This window comes from Mesocryomonas lacus (assembly GCF_055730105.2).
On the sequence record NZ_JBUZWF020000003.1, the window covers coordinates 380,095 to 397,503 of the forward strand.

Below are 17,409 nucleotides of genomic sequence, written 5' to 3' on the forward strand. Positions count from 1 at the left end.
CTCATTCCGCCGCGTCCTTCAGCTCGACCACCGACGCCGTGTGCTCGGCGCGCAGGCGGCGGACGAGGTCGAGTTCGGCTTGGAAGTCGACGTAGTGCGGCAGCTTCAGGTGCTCGACGAAGCCGGTGGCGGCGACGTTGTCGGAATGGGCGATGACGAACTCCTCGTCCTGCGCCACAGCGACGCGCTCCTCGCCGAACTCGTCGGCCCTCAGCGCGCGGTCGACGAGGCTCATCGCCATCGCCTTGCGCTCGGACTGGCCGAACACCAGGCCGTAGCCGCGCGTGAACTGCGGCGGCTCCTGGGCCGAGCCGGAGAACTGGTTGACCATCTGGCATTCGGTGAGTCGGACGCGGCCGATGGTGACGGGAAAGCCGAGCTCGGGCATCTCGACCTCGACGTCGACGAGGCCGATGCGGATCTCGCCGACGAAGGGGTGGGTGCGGGCAAAGCCACGCTGGGTGGAATAGGCGAGCGAGAGGAGAAATCCCTCGTCGCCGCGGGCGAGTGCCTGCAGCCGGAGGTCGCGGCCGGCGGGAAAAGAGAGGGGCTCGCGGGTGAGGTCGCCGGGCTCGGCGTCTTCAGTCGTGCGAAGACCAACGGTGTCGTTCTCGTGCTCGCCGGCGCCAGCGTCGGGACTGACATTGGTCGCGGGCGCGTCGGCGCGTCGGTCCGGCTCGATCAACCCCTCGTCGCCGAGAAGGTCGGTGACACGTGGGCAAAAACCCTCGTCGCCGGACAGCGCGCGGCGAAGCCCGGTCTCGACCGGTTCGTCGCCGGCCATGGCGGGATCGATCAGCCGGTGGGTGTAGTCGAAGGTCGGCCCCAGCAACTGCCCGCCCGGCAGGTCCTTGTAGGTTGCCGAGACCCGGCGCTCGATGGCCATCTTGCCCGTATTGACCGGCACGGAGTTGCCGAAACGCGGCAGCGTGGTGCGGTAGGCGCGCAGGAGGAAGATCGCCTCGATCAGGTCGCCGCGCGACTGGCGCACCGCCATGGCGGCAAGCTCGACGTCGTAGAGCGAGCCCTCGGCCATCACCCGGTCGAGGCCGAGCGCGAGCTGGCCGGCGATCTGCTCGAGCGTCAGCGCGGGGACGTCGCGCGCGCCGCGGCGGCGGTCGGCGAGGAGGCGGTGGGCATTCTGGATGGCGGCTTCGCCACCCTTCACGGCGACGTACATGTCAGGCGCTCCGAATGCGGGTGGTGCGCGGAAAACCGATTGCCTGGCTGCCGGCGACGAGCAGCACGTCGATGCCGCGCGGAAACAGCGCCTGGTTGATGGCCCAGTCGGCAAAGAAGGCCGGGGTCAGCCCGCGCGGGCGGATCGTCACTGAGGCTTCGATGCCGGGACCTGAGAGCGTCAGCGGCGCGCCGGTGGCGAGGTCGTCCAGCACCAGGATCAGCGTCGTCGAGCGGTCGGGATAGTCGGCGGTGCCGAGCGCGAAGTCGGAGAGGTTGGGAAGGTCCGCGCCGGCGCTCGCGACGGCGAAGCGCGCCTGGCCCGGCGCCTTCACCTGGATCGCGCCGGTCTGGAAGCCGATCCATTGGACGACGTCCGGCGCTTGGCGCAGCGAGGCGTCGAGCCAGACCGGCGTGTCGTAGTCGGCGAGCGCCGCGAGGATGCTGGCGGCGGCCGGCGCGAGGGCGCCGGGCGCCTTGACGCGCGCGCCGAGCTCGACCGCCGTGCCCGGCCGCGACAGGGCCTGCATCACCCCGGCGAAGACCGCCTGGCTGTCGAAGACCGGGTCGGTGAAGCCCCCGTCGATGCCGTTCATATCCTTGCCCATCAATCGTCTCCGCGTACGACGGTGAAGAAATCGACCCGCGTCGCCTGGGTCTCCTCGGCGGCCTTGCGGTCGTCCTCGGCTTGCGCGGCGAGGACCGGGCCGACGATTTCGGCCTCAATCGCCGCGCGCCAGTCCGGCCGCTGCCAAGCAGCATCGAGCGTGGCGGCGAGGCGCGCCTTGTCGGCGTCGCGGCCGAGCACCATCGCGTGGCCGACCTCGCCGGAGGGAAGGCGAACGGTCGCGCGGGTGACGCTGGCCTCGCCGAGGTTGAACGGTGCGCCGCCGCCGCCGATGCGGCCGCGCAGCATGACGAGCCCGGCCTCCGGCCCGCGCACCGGCAGCGCCGCCATGCCGCCGCCAATGGCCTGCCAGCCTTCAGCCAGCACCGGCGTGGCGGCGGCGGCGAAGGCGCCGATGGCGCGCTGGCGGGCGGCCGTCGCGTCGGTTTCGGGAATGGCGTTGCTCTCTTCGATCATCTCGCCCTCGGTTGTCTCTGCGTCTTCGGCCGCCTGCTTCTGCGACCAGTTGTCTATTGGTATAGACAACTATATCTATCTACTGATATCTACACCCCGAGACGTGACAGGACAATGACGCCGAATGGTTTTGTCGGCGGACGCAAGAAAGGATGAGGCATGATCGGGGGCGAAGAGGGGATCGCGCGCTGGCGCAGCGTTGCCGACGGCATCCGCGCGATGATCACTGATGCGGCCGGCGCGATGGAGAAGCTGCCGGTGGAGGCGGAACTGGCCGAGCGCTTCCAGGTCAACCGCCACACCGTGCGAAGAGCGATCGCCGCGTTGTCGGCCGAGGGCCTGGTGCGCGCCGAGCGCGGGCGCGGCACCTTCGTCGACCGGCTGCCTGAGCGCCTCGCCTATCCCGTCGGCGCCCGCACGCGCTTCTCCGAGAACATCACCAGCCAATCGCGCCAGCCGGCCGGGCGGCTGATCGCCTCCAAACGCGAGGCGGCAAATGCCCGGATCGCCGCGGCGCTGAAGGTCCGGATCGGCGCCCCGCTGCACCGGCTGGAGACGCTGAGCGTCGCCGACGGCGTGGCGATGTCGCTGGCCACCTCCTGGTTTCCGGCCGAGCGCTTTCCCGGCATCGTCGCGGCCTATGCCGAGAGCGGCTCGATCACCCGGGCGCTCGCCGCCGAGGGCGTCGCCGACTACCGCCGACAGGAGACTCGCGTCATCGCATCGCGGGTTACCCCAGCCGACGCCGAACATCTCGGCTGCCCGCGCGACGCGGTGGTGCTGGTGACCGATTCGCTGAACTGCGATCCCGATGACACGCCGATCCAGCTGTCGCGGGCGCGGTTCCTGGCGGAGCGGATCGAGCTGGTGTTCCGGACGTGAGAACCATCAACGGCAAGGCGCTGTCGATTCACTACCCCGGCAATTTCGACGCGGCATCGGTCGCAGCTCAGCGCCGGTGGACGGATACTCGCGGTTGCCGGGCAAGCTGGACTCCCGTTGCGGCTGTCGAAAACCCAGGTCCAGCTTTGCGGCGGCCAGTCCTGGCAGATCAGCCGAGGGCGTAGCCGAACTGCCGCTCGACGTCGGAATCGAGCTGCGAACGCACGAAAGCCTCATCCGCCGGCGACAGGGGCTCGTATTGCCGCTCGACGAAGCGGTTGAACCCGTTGCCCTTGTAGGATTGGAGGGCGCCGAGATCTCCCGCCGGGACGCGCTGCAGGAGATCGCCGAATACCGAGAGGATGGTGTCGGGGGCCGAGGTCAGGAGCGCCAGGTCGAGCAGGCACAGATTGGCGCTGCGCGCGTAGAGCCCGCTCCATGCGTGCAGCTTGGCAGTCCGCTTGCGCAGTGGATTGGCAAACCGACGGCCGGTCGCGGGATCGCGCTCGTGCAACATTTCCCGGTTGTACATCGGATGGTGCTCATCGATGCCACCGACCTCGTGATCCCAGTAGCTGTGCCATTCCGCGCGGATGAAGTCGGAAAAGGGCATGGCCTTGAGATCGGCGTGCGCGTGCCAGGGCTGCCGGTGGAGGCTGCGGATCCAGTCGACCGGATGACGTGCGACGACGCAGACGAGGACGTCGCTCGGAAACAGGATCTGATCCGGCACGAACCAATGCTTGAAGCCGTAGCGATCGGTGATGGTCTCCCAGCCGAAGTTGGCGGCGAGCAGTTTGGTGAGGACATTCGTTCCGCTACAGCGCTGCCCGAAGATCTGGATCTGTCGCACCGGCCGGGGCAAGGCCTGATGGATGCGGAGCCCGTTTGCTGGCGTCTGCCAGTCGTTTCCGGCCGCTTCCATTTCGTTCGTTCGAAGGCTTGTCGATAGCATCCTGGCCACTCGTCTGATCGCTGCTCTGCCGAAGAACATTCGCGATTGAATAGGTCCACCCCATCGAGGAAAGACGCTTTGAAATCAAGGTGGGGGCGGACCCTTCGTGCCTTTTCCGAACGGATGGCGCGCCAGCCGAAGCTTTCAAAATGCCCTTCGCAGGGCTCCTTCAGGCAGGCGCGGCACGGCCATCACATTCGCGGCAGCGGCGCGTTTCTAAAGCCAGATCGGGTTCGACCAGGCCTGCTTTCCCGCCGCGTCCATCACCACCACGCGGCACCAGTCGCCGGCGAAGCGTTCGATTGGCAGGTCGGCATGGGTGATGCCGGGGCCGCCGCGGTATTCGGCGCGGGAACCGCGGCCGACGAGGGCAATGCCTGCGGCGGGTTCGCAGTCGACCGAGAGCATCTTCCCGGCGACCGCGATGTCGGTGATCACAGGGCCGCGAGAGGAGTAGAAGGCGCCGGCCTTGATGGCGGCGAGGAGCGCCTGCGGCTCGTTCACTTCCGCCTTCACCATCATCCAGCCGCCGAGCGCGTCGTCGATCTTGAAATGCGCGTCGTCGGCGGCGTAGCCGGTGAGGCGGAACCCTTCCGAGAGCAGCGCGTCGAGGAGGGCGGTGCCGTCCGGCCGGTCGCATTCGAGGTGACAGCCGGTGTTGTAGATCTCCACCGCATGGGCGATGCCGGCCATCTGCCGCCCGTCCTCGATGGTCAGCTGCGACCATTGCGGATGCGCGATGCCGAGGAAGGCGCCGGCCGCCACCGCTCGCTTGGCCAGCGCCACGGCATCCTTATTCTCGCCAAGCGGGGCGAAGTCCAGCGGCAGGCCACAGGCGAGAAGGTGCCAGATCTCGCCATGGCTGTTCTGAGGTGCATGGATCTCGGCGCCGAAAATGGTCGTGAAGGTTTTCGTGCGGAACGGCGTGGTGTCGACCACGGGGAAGCCGAAGCGCTCCAGAAAATGGTCGGAGAGGCAGAGGAAGTCGTAGCCGGCCTCGGCATAGGTCCGGCAGACGGCTTCGGGCGACAGCACGCCGTCCGAGGCGGTGGAATGGGTGTGGATGTTGCCGCGCCAGAAGGTGCCGGCGGCGGTGAAGGCGGTCTGGCCCATGGCAATGTCCTCGAATCCAGCGATGACGGGGCAATAGCGCCGGGTGTTGTCGGGGGTATGACGGCGGGCGGGGAGATGGGCCGGCGGCGATCGTCGACAGCCGGTGGCGGGAGCCTCAGGGAGCGGCGGGCCGCTGGGCGTCCCAGACGGCGAGGACGGTGCTGACCGCGGCGTCGAGGGCCTCCGGCGCAATGCCGTCGCGCGCCTGGAGCGAGAAGCCGAGGAGCAGGCCCTCGACCAGAGTCGCGAGGCCCACGGGATCGGTCTCCTCCCGCAATTCCCCGGAGGCGATCGCCCTCACGACGCAGCGGTGGATCGCCGTGCGGTTCACCAGCCTTTCGGCCGCGGACAGCGCCCCGAGGGCCTCGCTCTCCCCAGCGGAAACGCTCATCGACAGGACGATCAGGCATCCCGTCGGATGCGAGGGATCCGTCTGCATGCGCGCCGAGAGCCGCAGCGCCTGCTCGATCGCCGCGCGGGGCGAAAGGGTCTCATCCCTTAGCGACGCCGTGACCTGCCCGTGCGTTTCGAGGTAGCGCGCCAGCACTTCGCGGTAGAGCAATTCCTTGGAACCGAACGCCGCGTAGAAGCTCGCCGACGAGATGCCTCCCATGGCCCGCTTCAGCTGGTCCAGCGAGGTCGCGTCATAGCCATGCTGCCAGAACAGATGCAGGGCGCTCGTCAGCGCATCATCGCGATCAAAGCCTCTGGGGCGACCGGTCCGGGCCATGAAACCTCCCATTGTTGACTTCTGAATTAAGCGTTCCAGAAGTCGTTGACAAGCGGGAGGCCTTCGTCCACTTCTGGATCAATCGATCCACAAGGGTTCTGCCTCATGTCATCCGTCACGTCCCCACCCGAGCCCTATGCCGAACAGGAGAGGCTGCCGATGGCAGCGCTGCTGGCGCTCGCCATGACCGGCTTCACCGCAATCCTCACCGAAACCCTGCCCGCGGGTCTCCTACCGCAGATCGCCGAGGGACTGGACGTGTCCCAGGCGCTCGCGGGACAGCTCGTCACCCTCTACGCGGCAGGATCTCTCATCGCCGCCATTCCCCTGACCTTCCTGACGCAGGGCCTGCGGCGCAAGCCGACGCTGCTGGCCGCCATCGTCGGCTTCCTCGTCTTCAACACGGTCACCGCCCTGTCCGGCGACTATGCCCTGACGCTGGTGGCGCGCTTCATCGCCGGAGTCGCCGCAGGCCTCGCCTGGGCCATTCTGGCGGGCTATGCGCGCCGGATGGTCGTCGATCGCCTGAAGGGCAAGGCGCTGGCGATCGCCATGGTCGGAACGCCCATCGCTCTCTCGCTCGGGGTCCCCGCGGGCTCCTTCCTGGGGGCCGCAGTCGGCTGGCGATCGTCCTTCCTGGTGATGTCGGCGACCACCATCGTCCTCGTCGCCTGGGTGATGTGGAAGGTCCCCGATTTTGCCGGTCAGCCCCGCGGCGCGCGGCTTTCGGTCGGGCAGGTGTTCAGGACGCCGGGGATCCGGCCCATCCTCCTCACCATCCTCGCCTGGATGACGGCGCACAACATCCTCTACACCTATGTCGCGCCCTTTGCCGCGCGCAGCGGCCTGGCGGACCGGGTGGACCTCCTGCTGCTCGCTTTCGGGATCGCCGCGCTCGCCGGCATCTGGGTCACCGGCATCCTGGTGGACCGCATGCTGCGCGGACTGGTGCTGATCAGCCTCACCGCTTTCGGGGGCGTGACGCTCCTCCTCGGGGTCGCCGGGGACATCGCGCCCGTCGCCGTCACGGGTATCATCCTCTGGGGCCTGTCGTTCGGCGGCGCCGCCACGCTTCTCCAAACGGCTTCCGCCGATGCGGCCGGAGACGGCGTCGATATCGCCAGTGCGATGATCACCACGGTCTGGAACACGGCGATCGCCGCGGGCGGCATTGTCGGCGGCATCCTTCTCGACCGCTGGGGCGCCGGGGCGTTTCCCTGGACCATGCTCGCCCTCGTCGGCGCGGCGCTCGCCCTCGTCACCGTCTCGCGCCATCACGGCTTCAAGCCGGGCGCCCGCGCCGTCGCGTGATCCGCCATCGTCGCAACCCCGTTGAGGATGGGGCGCCTCGCTCTTCCAACCGCCCCCGCGCCCTCAACTCGCCGCGATCCCCATTCCCGGCTGTTGACCTACGGCTGATCCCTTCGTAAGCCATAGGTCCGGATTGGGCACCCGGATGGAGGCGATGTGGTGGATTCACCCTCGGTGCGTGCCCCTTTGACGGATCCCGGCCAGATGGCGGGCGGCGCGGCGACGGCCGGCAGGCCTGACGCGGACGCGGCGATCCGGGGGCGGATTTTTCAGCTGAAGGAAGGCCTGCAGGACGGGCTGATCGGCTGCGAGGCGCTGGTCGAGCGGCTGTTGATCGGGCTTTTGTCAGGTGGGCATCTCTTGGTCGAGGGCATGCCGGGGCTGGCCAAGACGCGCGCCGTCAAGCGCCTGGCCGAGGGGTTGGAGAGCACCTTGCACCGCATCCAGTGCACGCCCGACCTGATGCCCGCCGACATTACGGGAACGCCGATCTGGCAGCCCGACAAAGGCGGCTTCGAGTTCGCGCCGGGGCCGGTCTTCGCGTCGCTGGTGCTGGTCGACGAGATCAACCGCGCGCCGCCGAAGGTGCAGTCGGCGCTGCTCGAGGCGATGGCCGAGCGCCAGGTGACGGCGGGCGGCGAGACGCATGTGCTGCCCGACCCGTTCATGGTGGTGGCGACGCAGAACCCGATCGACCAGGAGGGCACGTTCCCGCTGCCCGAGGCGCAGCTCGACCGTTTCCTGATGCATGTCGTCGTCGGCCTGCCGAATGCCGCCTCGGAGCGAAAGATCCTCGATCTGGTCGAGGCCGAGACAGTGACGCATTCCGGCGCGATGGCGATGAAGCTCAGCCTTGCCGAGGTGCGGGCGGCTCGTGATGCGGCGATGCGCGTGCACCTGTCGCCGGCGCTGAAGGATTTCATCGTGCGGCTGGTGACGGCGCCGCGCGAGGCCGCCAAGGATTCTGAGATCGGCCGGATCATCGAGCACCCGGCCTCGCCGCGCGGCACGCTGGCGCTGGCGGCGGCTGCCAAGGCCCGGGCCTATCTCTATGGTCGGGACTTCGTGGTGCCCGAGGACGTGGCGGACCTCGCACCCGACATCCTCGCCCACCGCACGCTGTTGACCTGGCGCGCCACCGCCGACGGGGCGACGCCGCGCGGGGTGATCGAGATGCTGCTCGACCGCGTCCGGCCGCTCTGAGGCGAGACATGCTCGACGAGGCGATCAGCGACGGCGTCACGCTCCCGACCGACCGGCTCTTGTGGATGCGCCACCTCATCGACACCGGCGAGGCGGGGGCAGGGGCGCGCACCATGATGCTGCCGGGCGGCATCGTCACGCGGCGGCGCGGGCGCGGGCTCGAGACCGACGACATCCGCCCCTTCCTCTACGGCGACGACGTCCGGCACATCGACCGCAACACGACGGCGCGGACCGGCAAGCTGCATGTGCGCACCTTCCGCGACGAGCGCGAGCGCTCGGTGCTGCTCGTCGCCGACCTCCGCCCGTCCATGCTGTTCGGCACGCAGCGGGCGTTCCGTTCGGTGGCGGCCGCCGAGGCTTTGGCGCTGGCCGGCTGGCGGACGGCGGGGCAAGGCGGGCGCGTCGGCGTCTTTGCGGCGACCGCTGCGGAAACCTTCTTCCAGCGGCCGGGCGCCGGCGACCGGGCGATGAAGGCGGTGGCCGGGCGGCTGTCGGCTGCGCATGCCGCAGCCCTCGATGCCAAGCCCGTGGAGGATCCGCCGCTCGACCGTATCCTCGAGGCGGCGTCGCGGGCGCTGCCGCATGACGGCACGCTGCTGCTCGCGACCGCGCTCGACCATCCCGGTGCCGATTTCGAGGCCGTGATGCGCGACGTGGTGCACCGGTCGGCGCTCGACGTGTTCCTCATCGCCGACGCTTTCGAGGCGGCGATGCCGGCGGGGCGCTATCCCTACCTCGCGCCGTCCGGCCGGCGGGAGACCGGCGAGGTCTCGGGGCGGCCGTCCGAGCGCGACCTTGACCGGCGTGTCCGGCAGTTGGAACGGCTCGGCGCCCGCGTCATCGTGCTGCCGGCGGCCGAGGAGCCGTTGGCGCTGGCCGGCCTGATCGAGGGGTTCGATGCCAGACGCCGCTGAGCTGCCGGAGACGGCGAAGATCCTGGAAGCCCTGCGCCCGGCCCATCTGCCGCCGGCGGCGGCCTTCGGCTGGGCCGACCTCATGCTGCCGGTGGCGCTTGGCCTCCTGCTGGCGCTTCTCGTCGCGCTTCTCTGGCCGCGGCGGATCAAGGGACGCCGTCGGGTGTCGCTGCGGGTTCTGAGCGAGCTCGAGGCAGCGCGGACGCTGCCGCCGGCGGACGCGATCCTAGCCGAGGCGCGCCTCATCCGGCGCTTCGTCGCGCTGCGTGATGGCGCGGCGGCAGCACGTCTTGAGGGCGAGGCCTATGCCGCCCATCTCGACCAGCGTTTCGGCACCGACTTCTTCACCGCGGGCGCCGGGCGGCGGCTGATCGCCCTCTATGCGCCGGATACGCCGGACCGGGCCGAGGCAGACGCGGTGGGGCAGAAGCTGAAGGACCTTTTCGGCGGGGTTCGCGCCTGATGGGAAATTTCGACTTCGCCTTTCCGCTCGCCTTCCTGCTCCTGCCGCTGCCCTTCCTCGCTCTGCGCTGGCTGAAGCCGGTCGGCGAGGCAGGCGGCGCGCTGCGCGTGCCGGCGACGCTGACGGCTGATTTTGCCGCTGGCGATGCCGTGCTCTCGGCGGAAAAGCGGCGCCTGCTGCTCGCCTGGCTGTTGTGGATCCTGCTGGTCACGGCCATCGCCGGGCCGCGAACGGTGGTGGCCGTGCCGGCAGCGCCCGCTTCGGGCCGCGACATCATCCTCTCGCTCGACGTGTCGGGCTCGATGGAGCGGCCGGACTTCGAGCTCGATGGTGCCAAGCGGCGGCGGATGGACGTGCTGAAGCTCTTGGCGCGCGACTTCGTGCTGCGGCGAGCGGGAGACCGGGTGGGGCTGGTGATCTTCGGCGAGCGCGCCTACGTCGCCTCGCCGCTGAGCTACGACGTGGAGGCGGTAGCGAAGGTGGTCGACGGCATCGACGTCGGCCTCGCTGGTCGTTCGACGGCGATCGGAGAGGGCCTCGGGCTGGCGCTGAAGAAGCTGTCGGACAGCGACGCGAAGGCCAAGGTGGTGATCCTCCTCTCCGACGGCGCGCAGAATGCCGGCACGGTGCAGCCGGATTCGGCGGCCGCGCTGGCAAAGGCACTGGGTATCAAAGTGGATACGATCGCCATGGGCCCGCTGGACCTTGCCGAGGGCGAGCGCGGCGACGAGGGGGTCGACACGGCGACGCTGTCGGCGGTGGCGAGCGAGGCGGGCGGGCAGACGTTCCGCGTGCGCAACACTGACCAGCTGCGCGCGGTCATGGACGCGATCGACGCGCTCGAGACCAGCCCGAGCGCTGCGCCCGCGACCATCGTCCATGCCAGCCTCTGGCCCGTTCCCGGCCTGCTGGCGCTTCTCGTGGTGGCCGCGATGATGCTCGGCCGGCGGCGCCCGTCGCTCGCTGCGTTCGCGCGCCTCGGCGGCGGACTAAACCGCCGCGGCGGGAGCGGCGCCGGCGGACCGACCCGTGCCGGACGGCAGGATATGGGGAGGGCGGCATGATCGCGGTCGAGCATGCCGGGCTGCTCCGGCCCTGGTTCCTGCTAGCGCTGCCGGTGGTTCTGGTGCTCGCGGGGCTCGCAACCCGCCGGGTGGCCGCGCTGGGCGGCTGGTCGTCGGTCATCGATCCCGGGCTGATGGATGCGCTCGCCCGGCGCGGGGCGGTGGTCGCCGGCCGCGGACGGCGCAACCTGACGCTGGCGGCTATCGCGACGCTTCTCGTCCTCGCGCTGATCGGCCCGGCGATCGAACGGCCGGCAGCGGAGAGTTTCCGCAACCTCGACGGCACCGTCGTCGTGGTCGACCTGTCGCGGTCGGTCGCGACCGCCAAGGGTTTCGAGGACGCCCGCAGCGCCGCGCAAGCGGCGCTGGCCGCCTCGGGCACGCGGCAGGCGGCGCTCGTTGTCTATGCTGGCGAGGCCTTCATCGGCGCGCCCTTCACCTCGGATCACGCGGCGCTGTCGCGCACGATCTTCGGTCTCGACGCCAAGACCGTGCCGGTCGAGGGATCGCGGCCCTGGCTGGCGCTGGATCTTGCGCTCGACCTTCTCAGGCGGTCCGGCGTCGTGGCGGGCGACATCCTGCTGGTCTCCGACGGCGGCGCTTTCGGTGAGGAGACACGGGCTGCGGCCTTGCGGATCGCCGACGCCGGCTTCCGGATCGACACGCTGGCCGCGCAGAGCGCGATCGGCCGCGACGGCAATCCCGGCGAGCTCGCAGCGCTTGCAGCACTGACCGGCGGGGTGGCCGGGGACGTCGCGCGGCCCGAGGCCGTGGCTGCGGCGCTCGCCGACAACGCCGCCAGCCGGATCGGCGCGAGCGATTTTCAGGCGCTGGCCTGGCTGGATCTCGGGCCGTTGCTGCTGATCCTCGCGCTGGTGCCGGCGCTGATGCTGTTTCGGCGGCCGACATGAGACGGCTTGTCGCCATTCTTCTGCTAAGCCTTGCGACGCTGGCGGTCGGCGTCCTCGGCCCCGGGCGCGAGAGCGTCGCGCGGCTGGCGCTGTCGGCCGGCCTGCCGCGGCTGGCGGCGGCGGTCTCCGCCGATCCCGGGCTCGAGGGCTATGCGCTGCTCCAGGCCGGCGACTTTCCGGCGGCGGCCGCGAGGCTGGCGGACCGGCATGACGCCGTCTCGGCCTACAACCGCGCCGAGGCGCTGGCCCGCAGCGGCGACGTCCCCGGCGCGATCGGCGCCTACGAGGCGGTGTTGGATTCCCATCACGTGACCCGCGCGCTCGTCGCCGATGCCGGCGCGAACAGGCAATTGCTTCTTGCCGTGGTCGGGCTCGATGCGCAGACCGGCGGGCGGGCGAAGACCAATGCCGCTGCTTTCGGCGAGAAAGACCGCTCGTCCGGTGATCCCAGCGACAGCGGCAAGGAGACGGCGACCTCCGGTGCCGGGCGGGCCGGCGACAAGGAGAGCAATTCGCAGGCGAAGGCGCCGGGCGGCAGCCGCGTCGCCCGGCTCGGCACCTCGCGCCAGGGCGAGGAGAGCGGCATCGGCGACGCCCGCGGCTCGGCGGGTGATGCCGGTGGCGCCGGGCGCTCGGGCGGGCAGGCGAGCGCGGCGGCGATCACCATGGCCGAGATGCAGCGCAACGTGCAGAAGCGCAACGCCGCGCGCTCGGTGCCGGCGACGCGGCAATGGCTGAAGACCATCGCCGACGACCCCGGCGCTTTCCTGAAACTGCAGCTCGTCGCCGAGATGGAGCGCCGCAAGCGCGAGGGTCTGGCGCTCCAGGCATTGGCGGACACATGGTGATGGGCCTGCCCACTTCTCGCGGAATGGCCCGTTTTGCGCCGCATTCGGTGACGCCGATCCGCGGCTTGTCCGGGCGGCGCTGGATGTTCCTCTGCTGGCTGGTTCTCGCCTTGCTGCCCGGTCTCGTTGCCAGCGGGCATGCCGTCGCCGGAGACAAACCGCCCGAGGCCTTCGGCGAGGTGAGCTTCGAGATGCCGGAGGGCGGTGCCTATCCGCAGGAGATGATCACCATGGTGGTCCGCTTCTACTTCAAGGTTCGCGCGACGACCGAGCAGCTGGAACAGCCCGACCTCGGCGATCTCGGCTGGACGCAGACCGGCAGGGACAGCTGGGCGCCGACGACGATCGGCAGCGCCAACTGGTTCGGCTTCACCCGCCGCATCGCGATCTTCGCGCCGGAGGCGAAGACCTACGTCATCCGGCCCTTCACCCACCACGTGACGCTGATCGACGCGGCAGGGGTGCGCTGGAAAGTCGACGCCAAGTCGAAGCCGACCGAGCTGAAAATCCGCAAATGGACCGGTCGCACCGACGGGCCGGACGACGAGAGTGCCTGGTGGCTGCCGGCGAAATCGGTTGCTGTTACCGACGCCTGGTCGGTCGACCCGTCGACGCTGAAGGCCGGCGAGACGACGCGGCGGCGGGTCGAGATGACCGCGGTCGGCGTCACCGCCGAGCAGTTGCCGCCGACTGTCGAGGGGCAGGCGCCGGGGCTGATCGTGTTCGGCGGGCCGGTGGAGCGGCGCACCGAGATCGTCGACGGCGTGCCGGTCGGCCGTGCCGTCTATGCCTACGACATCCGCCCGCACACCGGCGATCCCGTCGTCCTCAAGGAAGTGCTGATCCCCTGGTTCGACACGGGCTCGCGGGCGATGCGCCAGATCGTCGTGCCGGGCGCCAGCATCGGCCAAGGCATGGTCATCCCCGGCCAGCCGATGGGCGAGGACCCCGCGGATGCCGGGCCGTCGCGGCTGGTGCTCGGGCTCGGCGCAGGGGCCCTCGCTTTCCTCGCCGGGCTCGGCGTGCTGCTGGCGCCGGGGCGACGCGACCGGGCGCCGGTGGCGGGGCAAGCGGCCGAAGCGCTGCGGGCGCTGCGGCAAACCCTCTCCGTCCGCCGCGCAGCTTGGACGAGCGATCCGGCGGCGCTGCGGGCGGCGGTCTATCGCCTGGCGCGGGAGGATGGTGCCGCCGGCCGCATCTGGCTCGCCGATCCGCAGGCGCAGAGCGCGCTGGTAGGGCTCGATGCCGTGCTGTTCGGGCTGGGCGGGTCCGCGGACGGGCGGGCCAGATGGCGGCCGATCGCCGCCGCCGTGCTGGCAGCCCGCCGCCGGGTTCTCGCTGCCCAGGCGCCGATGGCGGAGACCGCCACGGACGCGCCATCGCCTTTCGGGCGTTAACCGCGATCGCAGTTTCGTGTCCCACACCGCACCGAGTGGGACCGCCGGTCTGTTCACTCGCCCTTTCTTGGTCTTAATATCTTCTTAACGCTGCATCATGGGATCGCAGCCATCGGGCCGCGCCCGACCAAGCTCCGTCCTGCCATCCGGCCAGCGCGGAGGGCGGTGTCTTTGCTCGGTCCGTCACGGAACGCCGCCTGGCGAACCGCCGATGGACGTCTCATCGAAAGCGTTCATGAGCAGTTCCCAGTCCTACACGCTGCGCGGCCAGATTCGCCGGCTCGAGACCACCACGCAGGTGACGCTCGCCGTGCTCGCGCTCGGCAGCGGCGTCTTCACCTATCTCGGCGTGCGCGAGCTGCTGGACGGCTCGGCGACCACCGTCTTCCTCGGCGCGGTGATCTATTCCGGCGCCGTCTCGGTCGCGATCTTCGCCTTCTGGTCCTACCTGATGCGGCTGATGCCGCATGTGCGCCAGGCCAGCAGCCGGCGGATGCTTTACCTTGCCATGGCGATGGGCGCGGCGATGATCATGGCGATGTCGTCCTGGCTCAACGCCTCGGCGCTGGCCGGATCGGCAGCGCTCGAGCAGCACCTCGCCAACACCACCGAGGAATACCAGCAGAAGTTCAACGCCGCGAACGAGAACGCGCTCGCCGCCCAAAGCCTCCTGCCGGACCTGCAGCTGGCCGCCCAGCGCTTCGCAGGCCTTGCCGACATCGAGCGCCAGACCGGTGGCCTCACCGGCACGTCCGGCTCGGGCACGGTGGTGCAGCTGTTGTCGCAGATGTCGGCGCAGCTGTCGGGCCTGCAAGGCGAGGTGACGGCCTCGCGCACCGCCGTCGACGCGCTGTTTGCTGAGGGGGGCAAGCGGTTGGCGACGATGCGCGAGCTCGTCTCCTCCGGCGGACCGATCGACGACCGGGCCAACGCCTATGCCGAAGAGGCGGTCAAGCTGTCGGGCCTCATCACCAACCTTCAGCAGACCTCCGTCGCGCCGTCCGTCAAGCGCGCCGCGGCCGATCTTGGCCAGAGCTTCATCGCGCCGATCGCCGGGGCGGGGGACATCGACCTGCAGAACCGCCAGAGCGAGGTCGTCGGCCGGGTCGAGGCGGCGGTGAAGGCGCAGAGTGTCGCGCTGTCGGCGGCCGCCGATGAGATCCTGGCGCGGCCGGTGGTCGAGCCGCTGCGCTTCACCCCGCTCTCGGCGCCCGAGGCGGTGATCCGCTATGCCGGCGACTTCCTGCCCTCCTGGGCCGGCGCCATCGCCATCGACCTTGTGCCGGGCGTCCTCATCTTCATCCTCTGCATCATTCAGGACGTCATCCGCCGGGAGGAGGACGACAGCCTCGACGAGAGCGAGATGAGCACCGCCGACCTGATGCGAGCGCTGCAGATCCAGAAAAAGCTGCGCGACGCCGAGGCCCGCACCGAGGTGGAGGTCGACGAGGTCCGCTCGCCCTCGGGTGCCGTCGTGCCCTACAGCGTGGCCGGGCCGCGATAGGAGCGGTCGATGCCTCAGCCGATGACCGAGGAGGAGTTTCCGCCGGGACGTTTCGAGCGTTTGTTCCGGCGGATACCGGAAGGCACGGTGCTGCGCGGCGTGTTCCTGGCTCTCCTCGGCATGGCCATCGGGATCGTCGGCCTCGACTATTACCAGATGACGCAAGCCGCGGCCGATACCGCGCGGACCGCGCGCACCGAGCCGTTGCCCTTGCCGCGCCCGACGCCGGGCGACCAGATCCGCCCCTATCTGCCGCGCACCATTCCGGTGGGTCCCGACCGCGGACGGCCGGTTCTACCGGGCTATGATGGCCCGGTCGACGGCGAGGCGATGTCGCAGCCGATGCGCTTCATCGAGGCGGGGGACGGCGAGGTGACCGCCATCGGCCGGATCGACCCCGGCACAGCAGATCTTCTGGCGGCGCTCCTCGCCCAGCCTGGCGAGAGCGTGAAGACGCTGGTGCTGCACTCGCCCGGCGGCTCGGTCTCCGACGCCATCGCCATGGCGCGGCTGCTGCGCGAGAAGAAGATCGACACGCGCGTGCCGGCCGATGGCTACTGCGCCTCCGCCTGTCCGCTGCTGATGGCCGGCGGGGTGCAGCGGCTGGCGGGCGAGAGTGCCTGGATCGGTGTCCACCAGGTCTATGCCGTGCCGATGTCGGAGACGGCGCAGCCGCGCGATGTCGACGCCTCGATCGCCGACATCCAGCGGACGATCGCCGACTGCCAGCAGCTGCTCGTCGACATGGGCGTCAAGCCCGAGGTCTGGATCAAGGCGATGACGACCCCGCCGGACGAGCTCTACGTGCTGACACCTTCGGAACTTGAGGATTTCGCGGTGGTGACGCCGGAGCGCTTCGGGCCGCCGATGCCGGCACGGCTGCGGCCGGCGGCGTAAGGGGGAGCCCTTTGAGGGGCGTATCACCCGCGCGTTCGGTGACGAGCGACGGTTCCGTGGGGCAGTCCCTTGCAATCTCGTCATCCCGGGCTTGACCCGGGATCCATGTCAGCCACGGCGACCGACGCAGTCCGTATCCGGATGCCGCAGCAAGGAGCCAACTTCGCAGTTCAGGCGGTCCGGAAGGGGTTCCGGGTCAAGCCCGGGAGAACGAAGCGGTAGGGGTTTTCGACGACCACAGCTATTTCAAGAACCCAAACCAACCAGACAAGCAAAGGCCGGGAAACTTGCGTTCCCCGGCCGGTCTTGCGGAAGGTTGGAGCTGCTTATTCCGGCATCAGCACGGTGTCGATGACGTGCACGACGCCGTTCGACTGCATCACGTCAGCCTGGGTGACGGTGGCAACGCCGCCCTTCGCGTCGGTAATGGTCAGCTTGTCGCCGGACATGGCAAGCGTCAGCGTGCCGCCCTCGACGGTCTTCACCTCATGCTTGCCGCCGTCGTCCTTGATCATCTGCATCGCGGCGGCCGAGGTCGCTGCGGCCGGTACCACGTGGTAGGTCAGGATCTTCGTCAGCATCGCCTTGTTCTCAGGCTTGACCAGCGTGTCGACGGTGCCGGCGGGCAGCTTGGCGAAGGCTTCGTTGGTCGGCGCGAAGACGGTGAACGGACCCTTGCCGCCGAGCGTCTCAGCGAGACCGGCGGCCTTTACGGCGGCGACCAGCGTGGTGAGGTTGGCGGCCTTGGAGGCGTTTTCCGGAATGGTCTTGGCCGGGTCCATCGGGGCACCGCCGACCATCGGCATGTCCTGTGCAACGACGGCAGACGGCGCGGCAACGGCGGTTGCTGCAAGAAGAAGGGCCATGCTGGTATTGCGGAGCGTGCTGCGGATCATGTGGTCTCTCCCGGTGAAACAGGCCTCTCGGTGGAGGCTCGCTGGTAGATACGGC

Annotated in this window: 18 protein-coding genes; 11 read left to right on the forward strand and 7 right to left on the reverse strand. The window is 69.8% G+C overall.

The features are described 5' to 3' along the window. Position 1: 1 nt before the first annotated feature. Genes ACZLZQ_RS11610 through phnG form a run of 3 tightly spaced genes read right to left on the reverse strand, consistent with a single transcriptional unit; the run spans position 2 to position 2,263 of the window. On the reverse strand, positions 2-1,180 hold the full coding sequence (locus tag ACZLZQ_RS11610) for a carbon-phosphorus lyase complex subunit (protein WP_472949493.1): 1,179 nt from the start codon (positions 1,178-1,180) through the stop codon (positions 2-4). 1 nt (position 1,181) lies between these two features. Next, entirely contained in the window at positions 1,182-1,787 is a 606-nt protein-coding gene (phnH, locus tag ACZLZQ_RS11615; RefSeq protein WP_472949494.1) for a phosphonate C-P lyase system protein PhnH, read from the reverse strand. Beyond that, entirely contained in the window at positions 1,787-2,263 is a 477-nt protein-coding gene (phnG, locus tag ACZLZQ_RS11620) for a phosphonate C-P lyase system protein PhnG (RefSeq protein ID WP_472933137.1), read from the reverse strand. Before phnG ends, phnH begins: the two co-directional genes overlap by 1 nt. A 159-nt stretch (positions 2,264-2,422) precedes the next feature. Here phnG and phnF point away from each other — a divergent pair, with 159 nt between their 5' ends. Next, on the forward strand, positions 2,423-3,145 hold the full coding sequence (phnF, locus tag ACZLZQ_RS11625; protein WP_472949495.1) for a phosphonate metabolism transcriptional regulator PhnF: 723 nt from the start codon (positions 2,423-2,425) through the stop codon (positions 3,143-3,145). A gap of 169 nt (positions 3,146-3,314) precedes the next feature. Here the strand turns inward: phnF and ACZLZQ_RS11630 are convergent, their stop codons facing one another. The 3 genes from ACZLZQ_RS11630 to ACZLZQ_RS11640 all read right to left on the reverse strand — a co-directional run bounded on the left by ACZLZQ_RS11630 (position 3,315) and on the right by ACZLZQ_RS11640 (position 5,943). Further along, the gene (locus ACZLZQ_RS11630) at positions 3,315-4,070 is read right to left on the reverse strand and encodes a hypothetical protein (RefSeq protein WP_472949496.1); all 756 of its coding nucleotides are present in this window, start codon (positions 4,068-4,070) and stop codon (positions 3,315-3,317) included. 246 nt (positions 4,071-4,316) lie between these two features. Continuing rightward, positions 4,317-5,213, reverse strand: coding sequence for a CehA/McbA family metallohydrolase domain-containing protein (locus ACZLZQ_RS11635; protein WP_472949497.1), 897 nt, complete (start codon positions 5,211-5,213; stop codon positions 4,317-4,319). A 115-nt stretch (positions 5,214-5,328) separates the two neighbouring features. Further along, on the reverse strand, positions 5,329-5,943 hold the full coding sequence (locus tag ACZLZQ_RS11640; protein WP_472949498.1) for a TetR/AcrR family transcriptional regulator: 615 nt from the start codon (positions 5,941-5,943) through the stop codon (positions 5,329-5,331). Between the two features lie 105 nt (positions 5,944-6,048). Between ACZLZQ_RS11640 and ACZLZQ_RS11645 the strand changes: the two genes are divergently transcribed. From ACZLZQ_RS11645 to ACZLZQ_RS11690, 10 genes are all read left to right on the forward strand, one after another. Further along, a complete protein-coding gene (locus ACZLZQ_RS11645; RefSeq protein ID WP_472949499.1) occupies positions 6,049-7,254 on the forward strand; it encodes an MFS transporter in 1,206 nt (401 codons plus the stop codon). 204 nt (positions 7,255-7,458) lie between these two features. Then, positions 7,459-8,457: an AAA family ATPase gene (locus tag ACZLZQ_RS11650; RefSeq protein ID WP_472949911.1), complete on the forward strand. Its 999-nt coding sequence runs from the start codon at positions 7,459-7,461 to the stop codon at positions 8,455-8,457. A gap of 8 nt (positions 8,458-8,465) precedes the next feature. Continuing rightward, positions 8,466-9,374: a DUF58 domain-containing protein gene (locus ACZLZQ_RS11655; protein ID WP_472949500.1), complete on the forward strand. Its 909-nt coding sequence runs from the start codon at positions 8,466-8,468 to the stop codon at positions 9,372-9,374. Beyond that, positions 9,358-9,837 (forward strand): DUF4381 domain-containing protein, encoded by a 480-nt coding sequence (locus tag ACZLZQ_RS11660; RefSeq protein ID WP_472949501.1) that lies wholly within the window; start codon positions 9,358-9,360, stop codon positions 9,835-9,837. Before ACZLZQ_RS11655 ends, ACZLZQ_RS11660 begins: the two co-directional genes overlap by 17 nt. Then, positions 9,837-10,901 carry a VWA domain-containing protein gene (locus ACZLZQ_RS11665; RefSeq protein WP_472949502.1) on the forward strand — a complete coding sequence of 355 codons (1,065 nt, stop codon included), beginning with the start codon at positions 9,837-9,839 and terminating at the stop codon, positions 10,899-10,901. Before ACZLZQ_RS11660 ends, ACZLZQ_RS11665 begins: the two co-directional genes overlap by 1 nt. Further along, positions 10,898-11,812, forward strand: coding sequence for a VWA domain-containing protein (locus ACZLZQ_RS11670; protein ID WP_472949503.1), 915 nt, complete (start codon positions 10,898-10,900; stop codon positions 11,810-11,812). The genes ACZLZQ_RS11665 and ACZLZQ_RS11670 overlap by 4 nt, the downstream gene beginning before the upstream one ends. After that, entirely contained in the window at positions 11,809-12,660 is an 852-nt protein-coding gene (locus tag ACZLZQ_RS11675; RefSeq protein WP_472949504.1) for a hypothetical protein, read from the forward strand. Before ACZLZQ_RS11670 ends, ACZLZQ_RS11675 begins: the two co-directional genes overlap by 4 nt. Continuing rightward, complete coding sequence (locus ACZLZQ_RS11680; protein ID WP_472949505.1) at positions 12,660-14,057, forward strand: hypothetical protein; 1,398 nt, start codon at positions 12,660-12,662, stop codon at positions 14,055-14,057. Before ACZLZQ_RS11675 ends, ACZLZQ_RS11680 begins: the two co-directional genes overlap by 1 nt. Positions 14,058-14,292: 235 nt before the next feature. Then, complete coding sequence (locus ACZLZQ_RS11685) at positions 14,293-15,561, forward strand: hypothetical protein (protein WP_472949506.1); 1,269 nt, start codon at positions 14,293-14,295, stop codon at positions 15,559-15,561. A gap of 9 nt (positions 15,562-15,570) precedes the next feature. After that, a complete protein-coding gene (locus ACZLZQ_RS11690) occupies positions 15,571-16,458 on the forward strand; it encodes a COG3904 family protein (protein WP_472949507.1) in 888 nt (295 codons plus the stop codon). 326 nt (positions 16,459-16,784) lie between these two features. Here the strand turns inward: ACZLZQ_RS11690 and ACZLZQ_RS11695 are convergent, their stop codons facing one another. After that, positions 16,785-17,354, reverse strand: a complete 570-nt coding sequence (locus ACZLZQ_RS11695) for a fasciclin domain-containing protein (protein ID WP_472949508.1) — start codon at positions 17,352-17,354, stop codon at positions 16,785-16,787. Positions 17,355-17,409 lie beyond the last annotated feature (55 nt).